This window comes from Pseudomonas sp. BRG-100, from assembly GCF_000737955.1.
Taxonomy (GTDB): Bacteria; Pseudomonadota; Gammaproteobacteria; order Pseudomonadales; family Pseudomonadaceae; genus Aquipseudomonas; species Aquipseudomonas synxantha_A.
This window is the reverse complement of the sequence record NZ_JPRX01000001.1, coordinates 2,768,267-2,786,252: the sequence shown is the minus strand read 5'-3', so window position 1 is coordinate 2,786,252 and position 17,986 is coordinate 2,768,267. Positions and strand designations below refer to the sequence as shown.

The window sequence follows — 17,986 nt, the reverse complement described above, 5'->3', positions numbered from 1 at the left end:
CGATAGCAGTGTGTCAGTGTCCAATGTGCTGACTGACACTCCGCTATCGGGAGCAAGCCCCCTCCCACAGGTTTTAACCGATAGTCATCAGGCTGGCGTTACCGCCTGCCGCTGCGGTGTTGACGCTCAACGCCCGCTCGATCACCAATCGCTCCAAGGCAATGGCCGTCTCACCCTGAGACATACCATGCACCCCAACAATCGCCCCACCGCGCTGCGCCACTTGCTGGCACACCGCACGCAGTTGGTCGGAATCACCGTGGTGCAGGACGGCGTCGAACACTACGTCGTCCTTGGTCCAGTCGGCCACGCGCTTGATCTTCGCCTGAATGTCTCGCGGCAGGCGTGGGAACAGGGCCTTGGTCAGCTCGGTTTCCGGCCATACCGCCGAACCGCCGACGGCCAGCACTGCCGCCAGTTGGGTCAGCAGATCACCTTCCACTTCAGCCAGGCACAGCACGTGTTCACGCGGCAGGATTGCGTAGCTGTTGCGCTCACCGGTCGGGCCGGCCAGTTGCCGTGTGACACCGCTTTGCGACTGCGCCGCGAATTGCGTGCACAGCGCGCTCAGCTCACTGAACTTATGGCTGTCGGCCCAGGTTTTCAGGGCGGTCAGCGGTTGGCTCATGGCGTCGCGCAGGCGTACGTCGGGTGCAGTCAATGCGTCGCCACGTACGAAGGATTGCTCGATCGCGTCGGTAGGACGAGTCGACAGCAGGCGGTACAGATACAACGGGCCGCCGGCTTTCGGGCCAGTGCCCGACAGGCCTTCGCCGCCGAACGGCTGCACGCCGACCACGGCACCCACGATGTTGCGGTTGACGTAGACGTTACCGGCGTTGACGTTGTCGATCACCTTGGCGATGGTCTCGTCGATGCGGGTATGCACGCCCAGGGTCAGACCGTAGCCCGACGCATTGATCTGGCCGATCAACTGGTCGATCTCTTTACGCTTGTAGCGCACCACGTGCAGCACCGGGCCGAAGATCTCGCGTTGCAGCTCGTCGAAGCTTTCCAGCTCGATCAGGGTTGGCATCACAAAGGTGCCGCGCTTTATCTCTTCGCCATCGGCAATTGCAACCTGATAAACGTTGCGGCCTTTGTCGCGCATGGCCTGGATGTGTTTCTCGATGCCGGCCTTGGCTTCGGCGTCGATCACTGGGCCGATATCCACCGACAGGCGCTCCGGGTTGCCCAGACGGCATTCAGCCATGGCGCCCTTGAGCATTTCGATGACGCGGTCTGCCGAATCTTCCTGCAGGCACAGTACACGCAAGGCCGAGCAACGTTGGCCGGCGCTGTCGAAAGCCGACGACACCACGTCGATCACCACCTGTTCGGTGAGCGCCGACGAATCAACGATCATCGCGTTCTGGCCACCGGTTTCGGCGATCAGCGGGATCGGGCGACCCTGGGCATCCAGGCGCCCTGCGACATTGCGTTGCAACAAGCGAGCAACTTCGGTGGAACCGGTGAACATCACGCCTTTGACGCGATCATCACCCACCAGGCGGGCGCCGACGCTTTCGCCTTGGCCCGGTAGCAGCTGCAGCACGCCCTCGGGAATGCCGGCTTCGAGCAGGATGCGCACGGCTTGGGCGGCGACCAGCGGGGTTTGTTCGGCAGGCTTGGCCAGTACCGGGTTACCGGCGGCCAATGCCGCAGCCACCTGGCCGCTGAAGATGGCGAGCGGGAAGTTCCACGGGCTGATGCATACCACCGGGCCCAGTGGGCGATGGGCATCGTTGGTGAAATCGTTGCGCGCCTGCACCGCGTAGTAACGCAGGAAGTCCACGGCTTCACGCACTTCGGCGATGGCGTTGGCGAAGGTCTTGCCGGCTTCACGGGCCAGCAGGCCCATCAGCGGCTGGATCTCGCCTTCCATCAGGTCGGCGGCACGCTCCAGAATCGCGGCGCGTTCGGCGGGCGGGGTGGCCTGCCAGATCGGCGCGGCGCTGATCGCGCACTGGATCGCGTTGTCGACGTCTTCGACGGTAGCTTCCTGTACGTGGCCGACCACATCCCGCAGGTCGGACGGGTTCAGCACCGGTTGGGCCGCTTCCTGGCTGGAGGCGCAACCGAGCATCGGCGCGGCTTTCCAGTTGTTGTGCGCGGTAGCCAGCAGGGCGCAGGACAGCGACGCCAGACGGTGTTCGTTGGCCAGGTCGATACCGGCCGAGTTGGCGCGGTCGCTGCCATACAGGTCACGCGGCAGCGGAATACGTGGGTGCGGCAAGCCGAAGCCACCTTCCAGCGTAGCCATCTGCTCGATGCTGGCCACTGGATCGGCCACCAGCTCCTGAATCGAGATCGATTGGTCGGCGATGCGGTTGACGAACGAGGTGTTGGCGCCGTTTTCCAACAGGCGGCGTACCAGGTAGGCCAGCAGTGTTTCGTGGGTACCGACCGGCGCGTACACACGGCACGGACGGTTCAGCTTGCCTTCGGAAACCTTGCCCACCACTTGTTCGTACAGCGGTTCACCCATGCCGTGCAGGCATTGGAACTCGTACTGGCCGGGGTAATAGTTCTGACCGGCGATATGGTAGATGGCCGACAAGGTGTGGGCGTTGTGCGTGGCGAACTGCGGGTAGATGGCTTCCGGCACCGACAGCAGTTTGCGTGCGCAGGCAATGTAGGAAACGTCGGTGTACACCTTGCGGGTGTACACCGGGTAGCCTTCCAGGCCCTCGACCTGGGCGCGTTTGATTTCGCTGTCCCAGTACGCGCCTTTTACCAGGCGGATCATCAGACGATGGCGGCTGCGGCGGGCCAGGTCGATGACGTAGTCGATCACATACGGGCAACGCTTCTGGTAAGCCTGGATCACAAAACCGATACCGTTCCAGCCGGTCAGTTGCGGCTCGAAGCACAGACGCTCCAGCAGGTCCAGGGACAGTTCCAGGCGGTCGGCTTCTTCGGCGTCGATGTTCAGGCCGATGTCGTATTGCTTGGCCAGCAAGGTCAGCGACAGCAGGCGCGGGTACAGTTCGTCCATCACGCGCTCGTACTGCGCACGGCTGTAGCGCGGGTGCAGGGCGGAGAGCTTGATGGAGATGCCAGGGCCTTCATAGATCCCACGGCCATGGGAGGCTTTGCCGATGGAGTGAATGGCTTGTTCATACGATGCCAGGTACTTCTGGGCATCGTGTTCGGTGAGGGCGGCCTCACCGAGCATGTCGTAGGAGTAGCGGAAGCCCTTGGCTTCGAACTTGCTCGCATTGGCCAGGGCTTCGGCGATGGTTTCGCCGGTGACGAACTGTTCGCCCATCAGGCGCATGGCCATGTCGACGCCTTTGCGGATCATCGGCTCGCCGCTTTTGCCGATGATGCGGCTCAGGGAGGAGGTCAGGCCCGCTTCGTTGTGGGTGGCGACCAGTTTGCCGGTCAGCAACAGGCCCCAAGTGGCGGCGTTAACGAACAGCGACGGGCTGTTGCCCAGGTGCGGCTGCCAGTTGCCGGTGCTGATCTTGTCGCGGATCAGCGCGTCACGGGTGCCTTTGTCCGGGATGCGCAGCAGCGCTTCGGCCAGGCACATCAGCGCCACGCCTTCCTGGGACGACAGGGAGAATTCTTGCAGCAGGCCCTGGACGATACCGGCACGGCCGCCGGCGCTCTTCTGGTTACGCAGTTTCTCGGCAATCGTGGCAGCCAGCTTGTTGGTGGCTTCGGCCATGTCTGCCGGCAGGCGTGCCTGCTCGATCAGCATCGGTACCACTTCCGGTTCCGGGCGACGGTAAGCGGCGGTGATCGATGCGCGCAGTACCGATTGCGGCAGGATGCTTTCAGCGAACTCAAGGAAGCACTGGTGGGCGTGGTCAGCCTGGATCTCGCCCGCGTCTTCGGCGTCCTTGCTGCTCAAGCCATTGAGCTCGGACAGGGTTGCACCACCCTCGAGTTTCTCCAGGTAATTGAAAATTGCCTGCTTGATCAGCCAGTGCGGCGTGCGATCAATGGAGGTCGCGGCGGCTTTCAGGCGCTCGCGGGTTGGGTCGTCGAGTTTGACCCCAAGGGTGGTCGTTGCCATTTTCTTATCCTCATGGGTGCCACTACCGAGTGGCATCTGCTGGCGGCAAGATTAGCTTTGCCCATGCAGAGGTGCAACCGGGTGCAACCCTTTTGTTCAGGAAATTTTCGACGGTTGATCGGAAAAAAATTGGCCTTCGACAAAATCCGCTCGGCATTGGTGCGTTTGCTTCTGAGATCGGCTGTTCTTGCTCCGAAAAGGAGCAAAAACACGGCGTTTGTCCTAAATCACACTTGGGTGCAACTTATTCGCAAGAAACTGGTTGCACCTTATTTGCTTTGTTGAATAGCATTCGCGCACCAAGGTGCAACCACCTCTAAGGTTTGGTTCATCGGCTGGCGGCTTTCCTGGGGAAACGCCAGTCATAAATGCGCGGCTAGCAGGCTCGTCTACTCGGTTATCCACCAGTGGCGATCTGACAGACCGTCGCTACATAAAAACAAAGCCAGGGCGTCACTCATATGAGCGTTAGCAATCCAACCCTGATCACGTTCGTGATCTACATCGCAGCAATGGTGCTGATCGGCTTGATGGCCTATCGCTCCACCAACAACCTTTCCGATTACATCCTCGGCGGTCGCAGCCTCGGTAGCGTGGTGACAGCCTTGTCGGCCGGTGCTTCCGACATGAGCGGCTGGTTGTTGATGGGCCTGCCGGGCGCCATCTACATGTCCGGCCTGTCGGAAAGCTGGATTGCCATCGGCCTGATCGCCGGTGCTTACCTCAACTGGTTGTTCGTGGCTGGCCGCCTGCGGGTGCAGACCGAACACAACGGCGACGCCCTGACCCTGCCGGATTACTTCTCCAGCCGCTTCGAAGATAAAAGCGGCCTGCTGCGGATCATCTCGGCAGTGGTGATCCTGGTGTTCTTCACCATCTATTGCGCCTCCGGCATTGTCGCCGGTGCCCGCCTGTTCGAAAGCACCTTCGGCATGTCCTACGAGACCGCGCTGTGGGCCGGTGCTGCGGCAACGATTGCCTACACCTTTATCGGTGGTTTCCTGGCGGTCAGCTGGACCGACACCGTACAAGCCACGCTGATGATCTTCGCGCTGATCCTGACGCCGATCATCGTGCTGCTGGCCACCGGCGGTGTGGACACCACGTTCCTGGCCATCGAAGCCAAAGACCCGACCAACTTCGACATGCTGAAAAACACCACCTTCATCGGCATCATCTCGCTGATGGGCTGGGGCCTGGGCTACTTCGGCCAGCCGCACATCCTGGCGCGTTTCATGGCGGCCGACTCGGTGAAGTCGATTGCCAACGCACGTCGCATCTCCATGACTTGGATGATCCTGTGCCTGGGCGGCACCGTGGCGGTGGGCTTCTTCGGTATCGCTTACTTCTCGGCGCATCCGGAAGTGGCTGGCCCGGTCACTGAAAACCCTGAGCGAGTGTTTATCGAACTGGCCAAAATCCTGTTCAACCCATGGGTTGCCGGTGTATTGCTGTCGGCGATCCTCGCGGCGGTGATGAGTACCTTGAGCTGCCAGTTGCTGGTGTGCTCCAGCGCCCTGACCGAAGACTTCTACAAGGCGTTCCTGCGTAAAGGCGCTTCCCAGCTTGAGCTGGTTTGGGTCGGTCGGATCATGGTGCTGGTAGTGGCCTTGATCGCCATCGCCATGGCCGCCAACCCGGAAAACCGCGTCCTGGGCCTGGTCAGCTACGCCTGGGCCGGTTTCGGCGCTGCGTTCGGCCCTGTGGTGCTGATCTCGGTGATCTGGAAAAACATGACCCGCAACGGCGCACTGGCCGGCATCCTGGTCGGCGCGATCACCGTGATCGTGTGGAAGCACTTTGAACTGCTGGGTCTGTACGAAATCATCCCAGGCTTCATCTTCGCCAGCCTGGCGATCTACTTCGTGAGCAAGATGGGCGCACCGACGGTTGGTATGGTCGAGCGTTTTGATGCTGCGGAAAAAGACTACAACCTCAACAAATAACTGCGCCGGGCGTTGAGCGCCTGTCCAGTTGAAACAAAAACGGCCCGCGTCCTTTGGATGGCGGGCCGTTTTTGTTTCGGCCAGTTCGCCTGGTTGCCTTCGAGGGTGGCTGGATGAAGGCACAGGTAGGACCTTACTGATTTGCCGGCGATACGCCCGGCCGGGCAAAAAGCTGGTGCAGAATCGGCTGCCACCCTTCGCAGAGAAACACCGGATGTTCGCTCCTGCCAACCAAAGTGCATTTACCCTGGCCCTGGATGGGGCGCCCAGTGACCTCAAGGTGTATGAGTTCAGTGGCTCCGAGGCCATCAACCAGCCTTACCGTTTCGAACTTGAGCTGGTCAGCGAGCAGCCGGATATCGACCTGGAGAGCTTGCTGCATCGTCAGGTATACCTGGGTTTCGATGACCGCGGCCATGGTGTGCATGGCCTGGTGTACCGGGTCGCCCAAGGCGATTCCGGACGGCGCCTGACACGCTACCAGCTCAGCCTGGCGCCGCACCTGGCATATCTGGCGCACAGCAGTCATCAGCGGATTTTCCAGCATCAGACGGTGCCGCAGATCGTTGCGCAGGTGTTGGCGGGGCAGGGCATCCACAGTGACAGCTTTGAGTTCCGGCTGAGCGGTCAATACCCTGAGCGCGAGTATTGCGTGCAATTCGGTGAGACGGATCTGGCGTTCATCCAACGCCTGTGTGCCGAAGTCGGCATTCACTATCACTTTCAGCATTGCCCCGATGCTCATTTGCTGGTGTTTGGCGATGACCAGACGGTATTTGCCCAGGTCGATCAGCCCACGCCGTACCGGCCTGGGTCGGGCATGGTTGCCCAGGCGCCGGCTATCAAGCGTTTCACACTGCAATTGGCAACCCGCACCACGGCGGTCAATCTGCGCGATTACGATTTTTGCAAACCGCACCTCGAGCTGCAAAGCACGGCGGCCGACGCGCAGTTGCCCAAGCTTGAGGCGCAGCAGTTCCCCGGCTATTTTTCCGACCGGGCCCATGGCAAATACCTCGCCCAGCGTAGCCTGGAGCGGCACCGCAGCGACTACCGCATCGCCCAGGGGCAAAGCGACGAACCGGCCTTGGCCGGCGGCAGGTTCCTGCAATTGAGGGAGCACCCGCGCGAGGAGTGGAATGACTTATGGCTGGTCACCCAAGTCACCCACGAAGGCAAACAGCCCCAGGTGCTGGAGGAAGCGGTCACCGAGGTGGTTGGCGGGGCGTTTCGTCAGGGGTATGGCAACACCTTTGTTGCCACGCCGTGGGATGCAATCTTTCGCCCGCCCTTGGCTGAGCAGCCGCGCCCGACGATATCGGGTTACCAAAGCGCAGTGGTCACTGGCCCGGTTGGCAGTGAGATCCATTGCGACGAATACGGACGGGTAAAGGTGCAGATGGCGTGGGATCGCATCGGCGAGCACAACGATCATTCCAGTTGCTGGCTGCGGGTGGCCAGCGGCTGGGCCCATGACCGCTATGGTGTGGTGCTGATACCCAGGGTCGGCATGGAGGTGCTGGTGGGCTTCGTCAATGGTGATTTGGATATGCCGCTGGTGGTGGGGTGCCTGCCTAATGCCGCCACGCCGATGCCCCTCGACCTGCCGGCGGACAAGACCCGCAGTATCCTGCGTAGCCAGAGCAGCCCGGGCGGTGGAGGCTACAACGAACTGCGCATCGAAGACCGTAAGGGGGCCGAGGAAATCTACCTGCGCGCCCAGCGGGACTGGACCCAGCATGTGCTCAATGACCAACAGGTGCAGGTCGATAACCAGCGTCGTGTGCGGGTGGGCGGCGAGTCGCACCATGAGTTGCAGGGTGAAGAGCGGCGCATCACCCATGGCAACCGCCTCACTGAACTCAAGCAGGATGATCATCTGGCGGTCGGCGGTTCGCAGTACATGCGTGCCGGGCAGACCATTCAATTGGGCGCTGGGCAAAGCATCGTCATTGATGCGGGGGCCAGCGTGACGATTCAAGCGGGCGGGCAGTCGATCACGCTGTCGGCGGGCGGGATATTCAGCAGTGTGCCAATCCAGCCAGGCGGCGCGCCTGTTCCGGCGGCGCCGCCGTTAATGCCGGGGGTGAAGGAAACATTGTTGGCCGTTATTCCCGCGCCGCTAAGCCCTGCGCAAGTGGCCAGCCTCAAGCGCAGTGCGCCGTTTTGCGAAGAGTGTGAGCGCTGCAAAAACGGGCAGTGCGATATCAGCGCCCACGCACGGAGTTTCCCCTGATGGCCTCACCCTTGACGCCCCGCGCCTGGCTGGCCCAAAAACCGTTGCAGCCTGATGAGCAGCTATACGTCGTCATGGGCAACACCAGCGAGGCCAAGCCGTTTGCAGCCTGGCAAACCATAGCGGTCGCACCACCGCCGCAACCGGTGTGGGCGGGCACGCCCTATGCCGATTGGAATGAGGTGATGCCTTATGTTGGCGTTGTCGAGCCTGGCAGTGCTTTTCTCGACTGGGTAGCCACCACCCAGGCCTTGGACTGGGGCTGGCTGGCGGTGTCTTCGTGCCCGTTGGAGGTTGTGATCGATCACTTGAAGGGTTTGACCCAGGTGTACCTGCCTGAAGATCAGCCGGTATTTTTGCGCTTCTGGGATGGCGCGCAGTTTTTGCCGATGTTGCAGCAGTTGGGTGACGATGCCGCCACTGTGCTGCCCGTATTCCAGCGTTACTTAATCAATGGACAGTCGTTGGCAGTCTCGCCCCGCCAGGTGGCTGCGGCCAAACCCAGCCCTTGGTGGCGAGTGCCGGCGCCATTGTTGGCAAGCCTGGCGCAACACTCGCCCCAGGTGCTGATCTACAACGTGTTGCAATGGCTCCAGGAGCAGCGTCCCGACTTATACACTGCGTTTACACCCACGATCCTGCAGCACAAGGTCGCCTACTTCGCACGCAGGCCGGATATCGGCCATGCCGAGGTGGCGGACTACCTTGGCGTACAACTGAGTTAAACCCATGAGGCTCGCGTGATATCCGTACCGCCCGCCATGCGGCCCTGCACCTTTGCACCGGTAGAAGGTAAACTTCGCCCCCTGCGCAGGAGCAACCATGAATTATCGTCACGCCTTTCACGCCGGCAACCATGCCGATGTCTTCAAACACCTGACCTTGACCCGCCTCATCGCCCTGATGTCGCGCAAGGAGCAGCCGTTCGCCTACCTCGACACCCATGCCGGCATTGGCCTGTACGACTTGCAGGGCGACCAGGCCAACCGCACCGGTGAATACCTGGAAGGCATCGCTCGCCTGTGGGGCGCAAGCGACCTGCCGCCGCTCACCGCGGACTACATGCGCGTGCTGCACGAGATGAACCCGGACGGCCAGTTGCGCTACTACCCGGGCTCGCCGGAGCTGGCGCGACGCCTCACGCGTCCCCAGGACCGTGTGCTGCTCAACGAGAAGCACCCCGAAGATGGCGTGCTGCTCAAGGACAATATGAAGGGTGATCGCCGGGTCAAAGTGCATCTGGGCGAAGGCTGGCATGTGCCGCGTGCCCTGTTGCCGGTGCCGGAAAAACGCGCGTTGATGCTGATCGATCCGCCGTTCGAGAAGCTCGACGAAATGCAGCGTTGTGCGGCGTCCCTCAAGGAAGCCGTCAGCCGCATGCGCCAGACGGTCGCGGCGATCTGGTACCCGGTGAAGGACCAGCGCATGTTGCGCCGCTTCTACCAGGACCTGGCCGGTACCGGTGCGCCGAAGTTGCTGCGGGTGGAACTGCTGGTGCATCCACTGGACACGCCCAACACCCTGACCGGCTCGGGCCTGGCGATTGCCAACCCGCCGTGGGGTCTGGAAGAGGAGTTGCGTGAGTTGCTGCCGTGGGTGTCCAAGAAACTTGGGCAGACCCAGGGTGGGTGGCAGATGGATTGGCTTATCGCTGAATAGTCAGCGCTCAGGCCACACACAAAACTAAATGTGGGAGGGGGCTTGCTCCCACATTTGGTTCTATGTTGACCTTAGATCGGGCAGGTCACGCCTGTGCCGCCGATCCCGCAATACCCCTGCGGATTCTTCGCCAGGTACTGCTGGTGATACGCCTCGGCAAAGTACACCGTCGGTGCTTCTTCGATTTCCGTGGTGATCTCACCCAGGCCGGCCTTGTTCAGCTCTTGCTGATAAGCCTCGGCACTGGTTTTGGCCGCCGCCAATTGTTCAGGCGTGGTGGCATAAATCACCGAGCGGTACTGGCTGCCAATATCGTTGCCCTGGCGCATGCCCTGGGTCGGGTTGTGCAATTCCCAGAACATCTTCAGCAAGTCTTCGTACTTGAGCTTGGCCTGGTCATACACCACCAGTACCACTTCGCTATGGCCGGTCAGGCCTGAGCAGACTTCTTCGTAGGTCGGGTTCGGCGTGTAGCCGCCGGCGTAGCCGACCACCGTGCTGACCACGCCGTCGCGTTCCCAGAATTTACGTTCAGCGCCCCAGAAACAACCCAGGCCGAAGATCGCAAAACCGACGTCATCAATAAACGGACCCAGCAGCGGGTTGCCGTTGACGAAGTGCGTTTCCGGCAGCTTCATCGGGGTTTCACGGCCAGGCAAAGCTTGTTCTTGAGTAGGCAGCACGTTTTTGTTCACCAGAATTTCCGAGCGCAAGACCATGATCAGTCCTCTCGTCAGGTTGAGTAACAGTAAATTGTCAGACAGTCAGTGTGCCCGAGTGTTACAGCGCTGTCAGGCGATTGGCCCGCGCGGGTAGCGTTTAAGCATTGTCAGCAGCTCTGCACCGGGGATCGGTCGGTCGAACAGGTAGCCCTGGCCGACATCGCAGCGGTGTCTGCGCAGGAACGCCAACTGTTCGGCTGTCTCGATGCCTTCGGCCACCACCTTGAGCTTGAGGTTGTGAGCCATGGCGATCACTGCCGAGGTGATTTCCATGTCGTCCTGGTTATCCGGGATCTCGTGGATAAAGCTGCGATCAATCTTAATGATGTCGATGGGGAATTTTTTCAAGTAGCTCAGCGACGAGTAACCGGTGCCGAAATCGTCCATGGCCAGGGTCAGGCCAAAGCTTTTCAACTGGTCCAGTTGCAGGCGCGTGTCTTCGGTGGCTTCCAGCAGCAAACCCTCGGTCAGCTCCAGCTCCAGCAGGTTGGCCGGTAGCTGTTCTTCCTTGAGGATGGTGGCAATCGAGGTCACCAGGTCCGGATCGGAAAATTGCTTGGGCGACAGGTTGATCGCCACCTGCAAATTGCCCATGCCGGCGGCGCTCAACTGCCTGCTCATGCGGCACGCCTGGCGGGCGATCCATTTGCCGATCGGAATGATCAACCCGGTCTCTTCGGCCACGCTGATGAACTGGTCGGGGCGGATCATGCCCTTTTCCGGGTGGTTCCAGCGCAACAGGGCTTCCATGCCCAGCAGACGGCCGCTGCGCAGGCACAGTTTGGGCTGGTAGAACACGTCCAGCTCGTTCTGGGTCAGGGCGCGACGCAGGTTGTTTTCCACGAACAGCTTGTAGCTGGCTTCGGCATTCAACGCTTCGGTAAACACTTGCACCTGGTGTTTGCCGTTGGCCTTGGCCTTGTGCAGCGCCAGCCCTGCGTTACGCATTAGCGTCTGCGGGTCGCGGCCATGCAGCGGCGCGCAGGCCAGGCCCACGGAGCCGGTGACGCTGATCAACTGGTTGTCGACGAACATCGGCTTGTCGAGCGTGGCCAGCAACTGGCTGGCGACCTGCTGGCCGGTCTCCAGGTCGGAATCATCCAACAGCACTGCGAACTCGTTACTGGCAAAGCGTGCCAGGCTGCCGCCGCTGCTCAAGCTATTGCGCAAACGGCGGGCCAGGCTGATCAGCAACTTGTCGCCGGTCTGGTGGCCGAGGCTGTCGTTGATGCGCTTGAAGTTGTCGATGTCCACCAGCAGCAGGCTGATCGGGCTGTCGCTGTCGCGGGCAAAGCGTTCGTCGAGGTTACGGATGAACGCCGGTCGGTTGCCCAGGTTGGTCAGGTTGTCGGTGTAGGCCAGGCGCTCGATGCGCTGTTGCGCCAGCTTGGTCTGGGTGATGTCTTCGTAGATGCCGATGTAGTGGGTCAGCTCGCGGTTATCGCCATACACCTTGGAAATCGACAACTGGCCCCAGTAGGGCTCCAGGTTCTTGCGCCGGCTTTTGAACTCGCCTTGCCAGCTGTTGCTTTTGGCCAGGGCCGACGGCGCGTCGAACAGCAACTCACTGAGATTTTCCAGGGCCGGCAGTTGCGCCAGGCGATGGCCGTGGACTTCTTCCGCGCTGTATTGGGTAATTGCGGTGAAGCTGGGGTTGACGTACTCCACCACGCCGTCGCAATTGACCAGCAGAAAGGCATTGGCGCTTTGTTCCACAGCACGCTGGAACAGGTGCAGGGCGCTGGTGGCGGTACGGCGGTTGTGGTTGTTGATGACTTGCGCGAACTGGTCTGCCAGCTCGCCGGCAAACGCGATTTCATCGGACTGCCAGGCACGTGAGCTGCCGCTTTGTTCCAGGCACAGCACGCCGACGACCTGGCCGTCGACACGAATACTGGCGTCGAGCATCGCGTGGATATCGTTGGCGCGCAGGCTTTCGGCCATTTCCCGGGTGCGCGGGTCACGTTGGGCATGAGTGGCGTCGATGGCGCGGCTGGAGTGCAGGGCTTCCAGATAATCCGGGAAACCGCTGGCATCGATGGCTTGGGGCAGGCGGTGCTGTTGGTCGGCGCGGTGGTACGCCGAGATAGGCACCAGATGTTGGCCTTCGAGGTGCCAGATGCTGGCGCAGTCGATCTGGTAAATGTCGCACGCGCTACGGGTGATCAGCTCAGCGGCTTCTTGCAGCGAATTGGGCGTGGTGTAGCGCTGTCGGGCCAGCAGCAGGATCAGCTCCTGCTGGGCGCGCACCCGTTCCAGGTGTTGCAACTGTTCCTGCTGCGCACGCTGGTTGAGTTCCAGGGCGATCTGCAGGCGGCTGTTCTGGTTTTCCAGGTCAGCGGTCGGGGCGGGCGCGGTGGTATCGCTGAACAGCCCGTCGACCACCATCAGGTAGCCGCGCAGCAGATGGCGGTTGTGTTGTTTGTAGGCCTCGCCCATTTCCAGCAGGCTCATCGGGCCGTCGTGGGTGTGTAGGGTATAGCGCACCAGGTAATGGGGGCTGTGGGTCAGTTGCTGCTGGATTGCGTCGTGCAGCTGATAGCGGGCCTGGGGCTCCATCAGGCTGGCGTAGGGCGTGCCGATCAGCGCACAGAGTTCCACCGCTGGCAGGCCGAACTGGCGCTCGCAATTGGGATCGAGGTACAGCAGGGCCCAGCTTGCCTCATTAAGCCGCTCGAAACGCAGCATACCGAGGCGCGAAGGCACCGGTAATTGCGTCACTACCTCGGCCGCCATACGGGCGACATCGGGTTGGCTTTTCATGGGGAAACTCGCTTGGGAAAATGCGCGTGGCGCCCGGCTCACGCCCTCTTTACTGTCGCCTGCGGCAAGGTTGCATCATGCGGCACGCACTGACAAGAGAGGATGAAGGCTAAGTGCTATAAGGCAGTTATCGGCCGTGCGGGGGATTTCTGCAATCGAAGTGACAGAAGGTGTACAAACCTGTTCTGTGCGTACACCGAGCGCACAAAAAAAGCCCCGCCAAGTGGCGGGGTTGAGGTACGAGCGTGGCGCTCGGAAATCGGTGCGGCAAGGGCCTTCCCCGTAAAGGGAAGGCCCTGCGGTTTACAGCAGGATGGTACGGATGTCGTTCAGCAACTGGCTCAGGCGCTGGGTGAAGCGTGCAGCGGCGGCGCCGTTGATCACACGGTGATCGTAGGACAGCGACAGTGGCAGCATCAGCTTGGGCTGGAACGCTTTACCGTCCCACACAGGCTGGATGGTGGCCTTGGAAACACCCAGGATCGCCACTTCCGGCGCGTTGACGATTGGCGTGAAGCCAGTGCCGCCAATGTGCCCGAGGCTGGAGATAGTGAAGCAGGCGCCCTGCATGTCATCCGGGGTGAGCTTCTTGTCGCGGGCCTTGGCAGCCAGCGCAGCCGCTTCACCAGCGAGTTGCAGCAGGCTCTTCTGGTCGACGTTCTTGATGACCGGTACCAGCAGGCCATCCGGAGTGTCGACGGCAAAGCCGATGTTGACGTATTTCTTGCGAATGATCGCCTTGCCGCTTGGCGCCAGCGAGCTGTTGAAGTCCGGCAGTTCCTTGAGCAGGTGCGCGCAGGCCTTGAGCAGCAGTGGCAGCACGGTCAGCTTCACGCCGGCCTTCTCGGCCACGGCTTTCTGCGCAACGCGGAAAGCTTCCAGGTCGGTGATGTCGGCCTGGTCGAACTGAGTCACGTGCGGGATGTTCAGCCAGCTGGCGTGCAGGCCGGCCGCGCCGATTTGCATCAGGCGGGTCATCGGCACTTCTTCGGTTTCGCCGAAGCGGCTGAAATCCACGGTACGGATCGGCGGAATGCCCGAGCCGCCCGTCGCGCCGGCAGCCGGTGCTTCCTTGGCCTTTTGCATCATGGCTTTGACGTAAGCCTGCACGTCTTCCTTCAGCACACGACCGTGCGGGCCGCTGGCCGAGACGGCGCTCAGCTCGACGCCGAACTCGCGGGCCAACTGACGCACGGCAGGGCCGGCGTGCACCTTGGCACCGCTTGGCGCAGGTGCGGCAGCAGCAGGGGCCGGTGTGGCCTCGGCTTTTGCAGCAGGTGCCGGGGAAGCAGCGGCCGGAGCGGCTTCAGCCTTGGCAGTCGGAGCAGCCGCCGGTGCTGGAGCGGCGGCCGGGGCAGCGCCTTGTACTTTCAGCTTGAGGATGAAGTCACCGGTGCCGACTTCGTCTTCCAGCTTGACCGCGATGCTTTCCACTACGCCGGCAGCCGGCGAAGGGATTTCCATGGAGGCCTTGTCGGACTCCAGGGTGATCAGCGACTGATCGGCTTCGACGGTGTCGCCGACCTTGACCAGCAGCTCGATGATCTTGGCCTTGCCCGACGAGCCGATGTCCGGGACGTGAATGTCCTGGACGGTGGCGGCGGCAGGTGCAGCAGCCGGGGCCGCTGGGGCCTCGGCAGCAGGTTTTTCAGCGGCAGGCGCAGGTTCAGCAGCGGCAGCCGGAGCCGCCGCAGGGGCTGCATCAGCGGCGCCTTCGATTTCCAGTTCCAGCAGTTCGTCGCCTTCTTTCAGGCGGTCGCCCAGCTTGACCTTCAGGCTCTTGACCACGCCGGCCTTGGGAGCAGGAATTTCCATGCTCGCCTTGTCCGACTCCAGGGTCAGGATGCTCTGGTCGGCTTCGACGGTGTCGCCGACCTTCACAAACAGCTCGATTACTTCACCTTCACCGCTGCCGATGTCAGGTACGCGAATGAGTTCGCTCACAAAAAATCTCCTCAGCAGTCCAGTGGGTTGCGTTTTTCCGGGTTGATCCCGAACTTGACGATGGCGTCAGCCACCACCTTGGGTTCGATCTCACCACGGTCAGCCAAGGCTTCCAGGGCTGCCAACACCACGAAGTGACGGTCGACTTCGAAGAAGTGACGCAGCTTCTTGCGGCTGTCACTGCGGCCGAAACCATCGGTGCCCAGGACTTTGAATTCCTTGGACGGGACCCACTGGCGAATTTGTTCAGCAAACAGTTTCATGTAGTCGGTAGAGGCAATGACTGGACCTTTACGGCCGGCCAGGCACTCTTCGACGTAGCTCTTGGCTGGCTTCTGGCCAGGGTGCAGACGGTTGCTGCGCTCTACGGCCAGGCCGTCGCGACGCAGTTCGTTGAAGCTGGTCACGCTCCACACGTCGGCGCCGACGTTGAATTCGTCACGCAGGATCTTCGCCGCTTCACGCACTTCGCGCAGGATGGTGCCGGAGCCCATCAGCTGTACGTGGTGCGCCGCTTCCTTGGTGTCTTCTTCGAGCAGGTACATGCCCTTGATGATGCCTTCTTCCACACCGGCCGGCATGGCTGGCTGCTGGTAGGACTCGTTCATCACGGTGATGTAGTAGAAAACGTCCTGCTGCTCTTCGGTCATCTTCTTCATGCCGTCCTGGATGATCACCGCCAGCTCATAGCCGTAGGTTGGATCAAAGGTGCGGCAGTTCGGGATGGTGGCAGCCAGGATATGGCTGTGGCCGTCTTCGTGTTGCAGGCCTTCGCCGTTCAGCGTGGTGCGCCCGGCGGTACCGCCGATCAGGAAGCCACGGGTACGGCTGTCGCCTGCTGCCCAAGCCAGGTCGCCAATACGCTGGAAGCCGAACATCGAATAGAAGATGTAGAACGGCAGCATCGGCTGGTTGTGGCTGGAGTACGAAGTACCGGCAGCGATGAAGGAGCTCATGGCGCCCGCTTCGTTGATGCCTTCTTCGAGGATCTGGCCCTTCTTGTCTTCCTTGTAGAACATCACCTGGTCTTTATCGACTGGCTCGTAGAGCTGGCCGACGGAGGAGTAGATGCCCAACTGGCGGAACATGCCTTCCATACCAAAGGTACGGGCTTCGTCCGGGATGATCGGGACGATGCGCGGGCCGATGTCCTTGTCCTTGACCAATTGCGCGAGGATGCGCACGAAGGCCATGGTGGTGGAGATTTCACGGTCGCCCGAGCCGTCAAGGATGGCCTTGAGGGTGCTCAGGTCCGGCGTCGGTACGCTGAAGCTGTTGGCGCGGCGCTGTGGCACGAAGCCACCCAGTGCGCTGCGGCGCTCGCTCAAATAGCGGGCCTCGGCGCTGTTTGGCTCAGGCTTGAAGAACGGCAGGTTCTCCAGCTCTTCGTCCTTGACCGGGATGTCGAAGCGGTCGCGGAACAACTTCAGGCTGTCGACATCGACTTTCTTGGTGTTGTGCGCGGTGTTCTTCGCTTCGCCGGCACCGGTGCCATAACCCTTGATGGTCTTGGCCAGGATGACGGTCGGTTGTTCTTTGTGGTTGACCGCTTCGTGGTACGCCGCGTAGACCTTGTACGGGTCGTGGCCGCCACGGTTGAGCTTCCAGATTTCGTCGTCGGACAGGTCGGCAACCATCGCCTTGAGTTCAGGCGTGTTGAAGAAGTGTTCGCGAACGAACGCGCCGTCTTTGGCCTTGTAGTTCTGGTACTCGCCGTCGATGACTTCGTCCATGCGACGTTGCAGGATGCCGTCGACGTCCTTGGCCAGCAGTGGGTCCCAGAAACGGCCCCAGATGACCTTGGTCACGTTCCACTGAGCACCACGGAACACGCCTTCGAGTTCCTGGATGATCTTGCCGTTGCCGCGAACCGGGCCGTCGAGGCGCTGCAGGTTGCAGTTGATGACGAAGATCAGGTTGTCGAGCTTCTCGCGGCCGGCCAGGGAAATGGCCCCCAGGGATTCCGGCTCGTCGCACTCGCCGTCGCCCAGGAAGCACCAGACTTTCTGCTTGCCTTCCGGGATGAAGCCACGGGCTTCCAGGTACTTCATGAAGCGTGCCTGGTAGATCGCCTGGATCGGGCCCAGACCCATGGAAACGGTCGGGAACTGCCAGAAATCAGGCATCAGCCAAGGGTGCGGGTAGGACGACAGGCCCTGACCGTCGACTTCCTGGCGGAAGTTGTTCATTTGTTCTTCGCTGATGCGACCTTCCATGAACGCACGGGCGTAGACGCCTGGCGAGGTGTGGCCCTGGAAGTAGATCAGGTCGCCGCCGTGTTCGTCGGTCGGGGCCTGGAAGAAGTAGTTGAAGCCGATGTCATACAGGGTGGCGCTGGAAGCGAAGCTGGAAATGTGACCGCCCAGGTCCGAATCTTTCAAGTTCGTGCGCATTACCATCGCCATGGCGTTCCAACGTACCAGCGAGCGAATGCGGCGTTCCATGAACAGGTCGCCAGGCATGCGTGCTTCGTGGGTAACGGGGATGGTGTTGCGGTATGGCGTAGTGATGGCGTAAGGCAGTTGCGAGCCGCTGCGGGTCGCGAGTTCGCCCATACGGGTCATCAGGTAGTGAGCACGGTCTTCGCCTTCTTTGTCGAGAACCGATTCCAGGGCGTCCAGCCATTCCTGGGTTTCGACGGGATCGAGGTCTTGCATGGCTTGCTCCAGGGCGGAAAGGCTACCAGAAT

9 protein-coding genes are annotated in these 17,986 nt (G+C 61.4%); 4 read left to right on the top strand and 5 right to left on the bottom strand.

What is annotated here, in order from left to right; genetic code table 11:
• Nucleotides 1–73: 73 nt before the first annotated feature.
• Nucleotides 74–4,027 (bottom strand): trifunctional transcriptional regulator/proline dehydrogenase/L-glutamate gamma-semialdehyde dehydrogenase, encoded by a 3,954-nt coding sequence (gene putA / locus JH25_RS14995; RefSeq protein WP_032878273.1) that lies wholly within the window; start codon nt 4,025–4,027, stop codon nt 74–76.
• A gap of 461 nt (nt 4,028–4,488) precedes the next feature.
• Here putA and putP point away from each other — a divergent pair, with 461 nt between their 5' ends.
• From putP to JH25_RS15015, 4 genes are all read left to right on the top strand, one after another.
• Nucleotides 4,489–5,973: a sodium/proline symporter PutP gene (gene putP / locus JH25_RS15000; protein ID WP_005784119.1), complete on the top strand. Its 1,485-nt coding sequence runs from the start codon at nt 4,489–4,491 to the stop codon at nt 5,971–5,973.
• A 214-nt stretch (nt 5,974–6,187) separates the two neighbouring features.
• Nucleotides 6,188–8,209: a type VI secretion system Vgr family protein gene (locus JH25_RS15005; protein ID WP_032878272.1), complete on the top strand. Its 2,022-nt coding sequence runs from the start codon at nt 6,188–6,190 to the stop codon at nt 8,207–8,209.
• Complete coding sequence (locus JH25_RS15010) at nt 8,209–8,934, top strand: DUF4123 domain-containing protein (RefSeq protein ID WP_032878271.1); 726 nt, start codon at nt 8,209–8,211, stop codon at nt 8,932–8,934. Before JH25_RS15005 ends, JH25_RS15010 begins: the two co-directional genes overlap by 1 nt.
• Before the next feature lie 97 nt (nt 8,935–9,031).
• Nucleotides 9,032–9,868: a 23S rRNA (adenine(2030)-N(6))-methyltransferase RlmJ gene (locus JH25_RS15015; protein ID WP_032878270.1), complete on the top strand. Its 837-nt coding sequence runs from the start codon at nt 9,032–9,034 to the stop codon at nt 9,866–9,868.
• Nucleotides 9,869–9,939: 71 nt separating this feature from the next.
• Here the strand turns inward: JH25_RS15015 and msrA are convergent, their stop codons facing one another.
• The 4 genes from msrA to aceE all read right to left on the bottom strand — a co-directional run bounded on the left by msrA (nt 9,940) and on the right by aceE (nt 17,954).
• Nucleotides 9,940–10,587: a peptide-methionine (S)-S-oxide reductase MsrA gene (gene msrA / locus JH25_RS15020; RefSeq protein WP_032878269.1), complete on the bottom strand. Its 648-nt coding sequence runs from the start codon at nt 10,585–10,587 to the stop codon at nt 9,940–9,942.
• Nucleotides 10,588–10,659: 72 nt separating this feature from the next.
• A complete protein-coding gene (locus JH25_RS15025; protein ID WP_032878268.1) occupies nt 10,660–13,353 on the bottom strand; it encodes a putative bifunctional diguanylate cyclase/phosphodiesterase in 2,694 nt (897 codons plus the stop codon).
• A gap of 303 nt (nt 13,354–13,656) precedes the next feature.
• On the bottom strand, nt 13,657–15,297 hold the full coding sequence (gene aceF, locus JH25_RS15030) for a dihydrolipoyllysine-residue acetyltransferase (protein ID WP_032878267.1): 1,641 nt from the start codon (nt 15,295–15,297) through the stop codon (nt 13,657–13,659).
• A gap of 11 nt (nt 15,298–15,308) precedes the next feature.
• Nucleotides 15,309–17,954: a pyruvate dehydrogenase (acetyl-transferring), homodimeric type gene (aceE, locus tag JH25_RS15035; protein ID WP_003187985.1), complete on the bottom strand. Its 2,646-nt coding sequence runs from the start codon at nt 17,952–17,954 to the stop codon at nt 15,309–15,311.
• Nucleotides 17,955–17,986 lie beyond the last annotated feature (32 nt).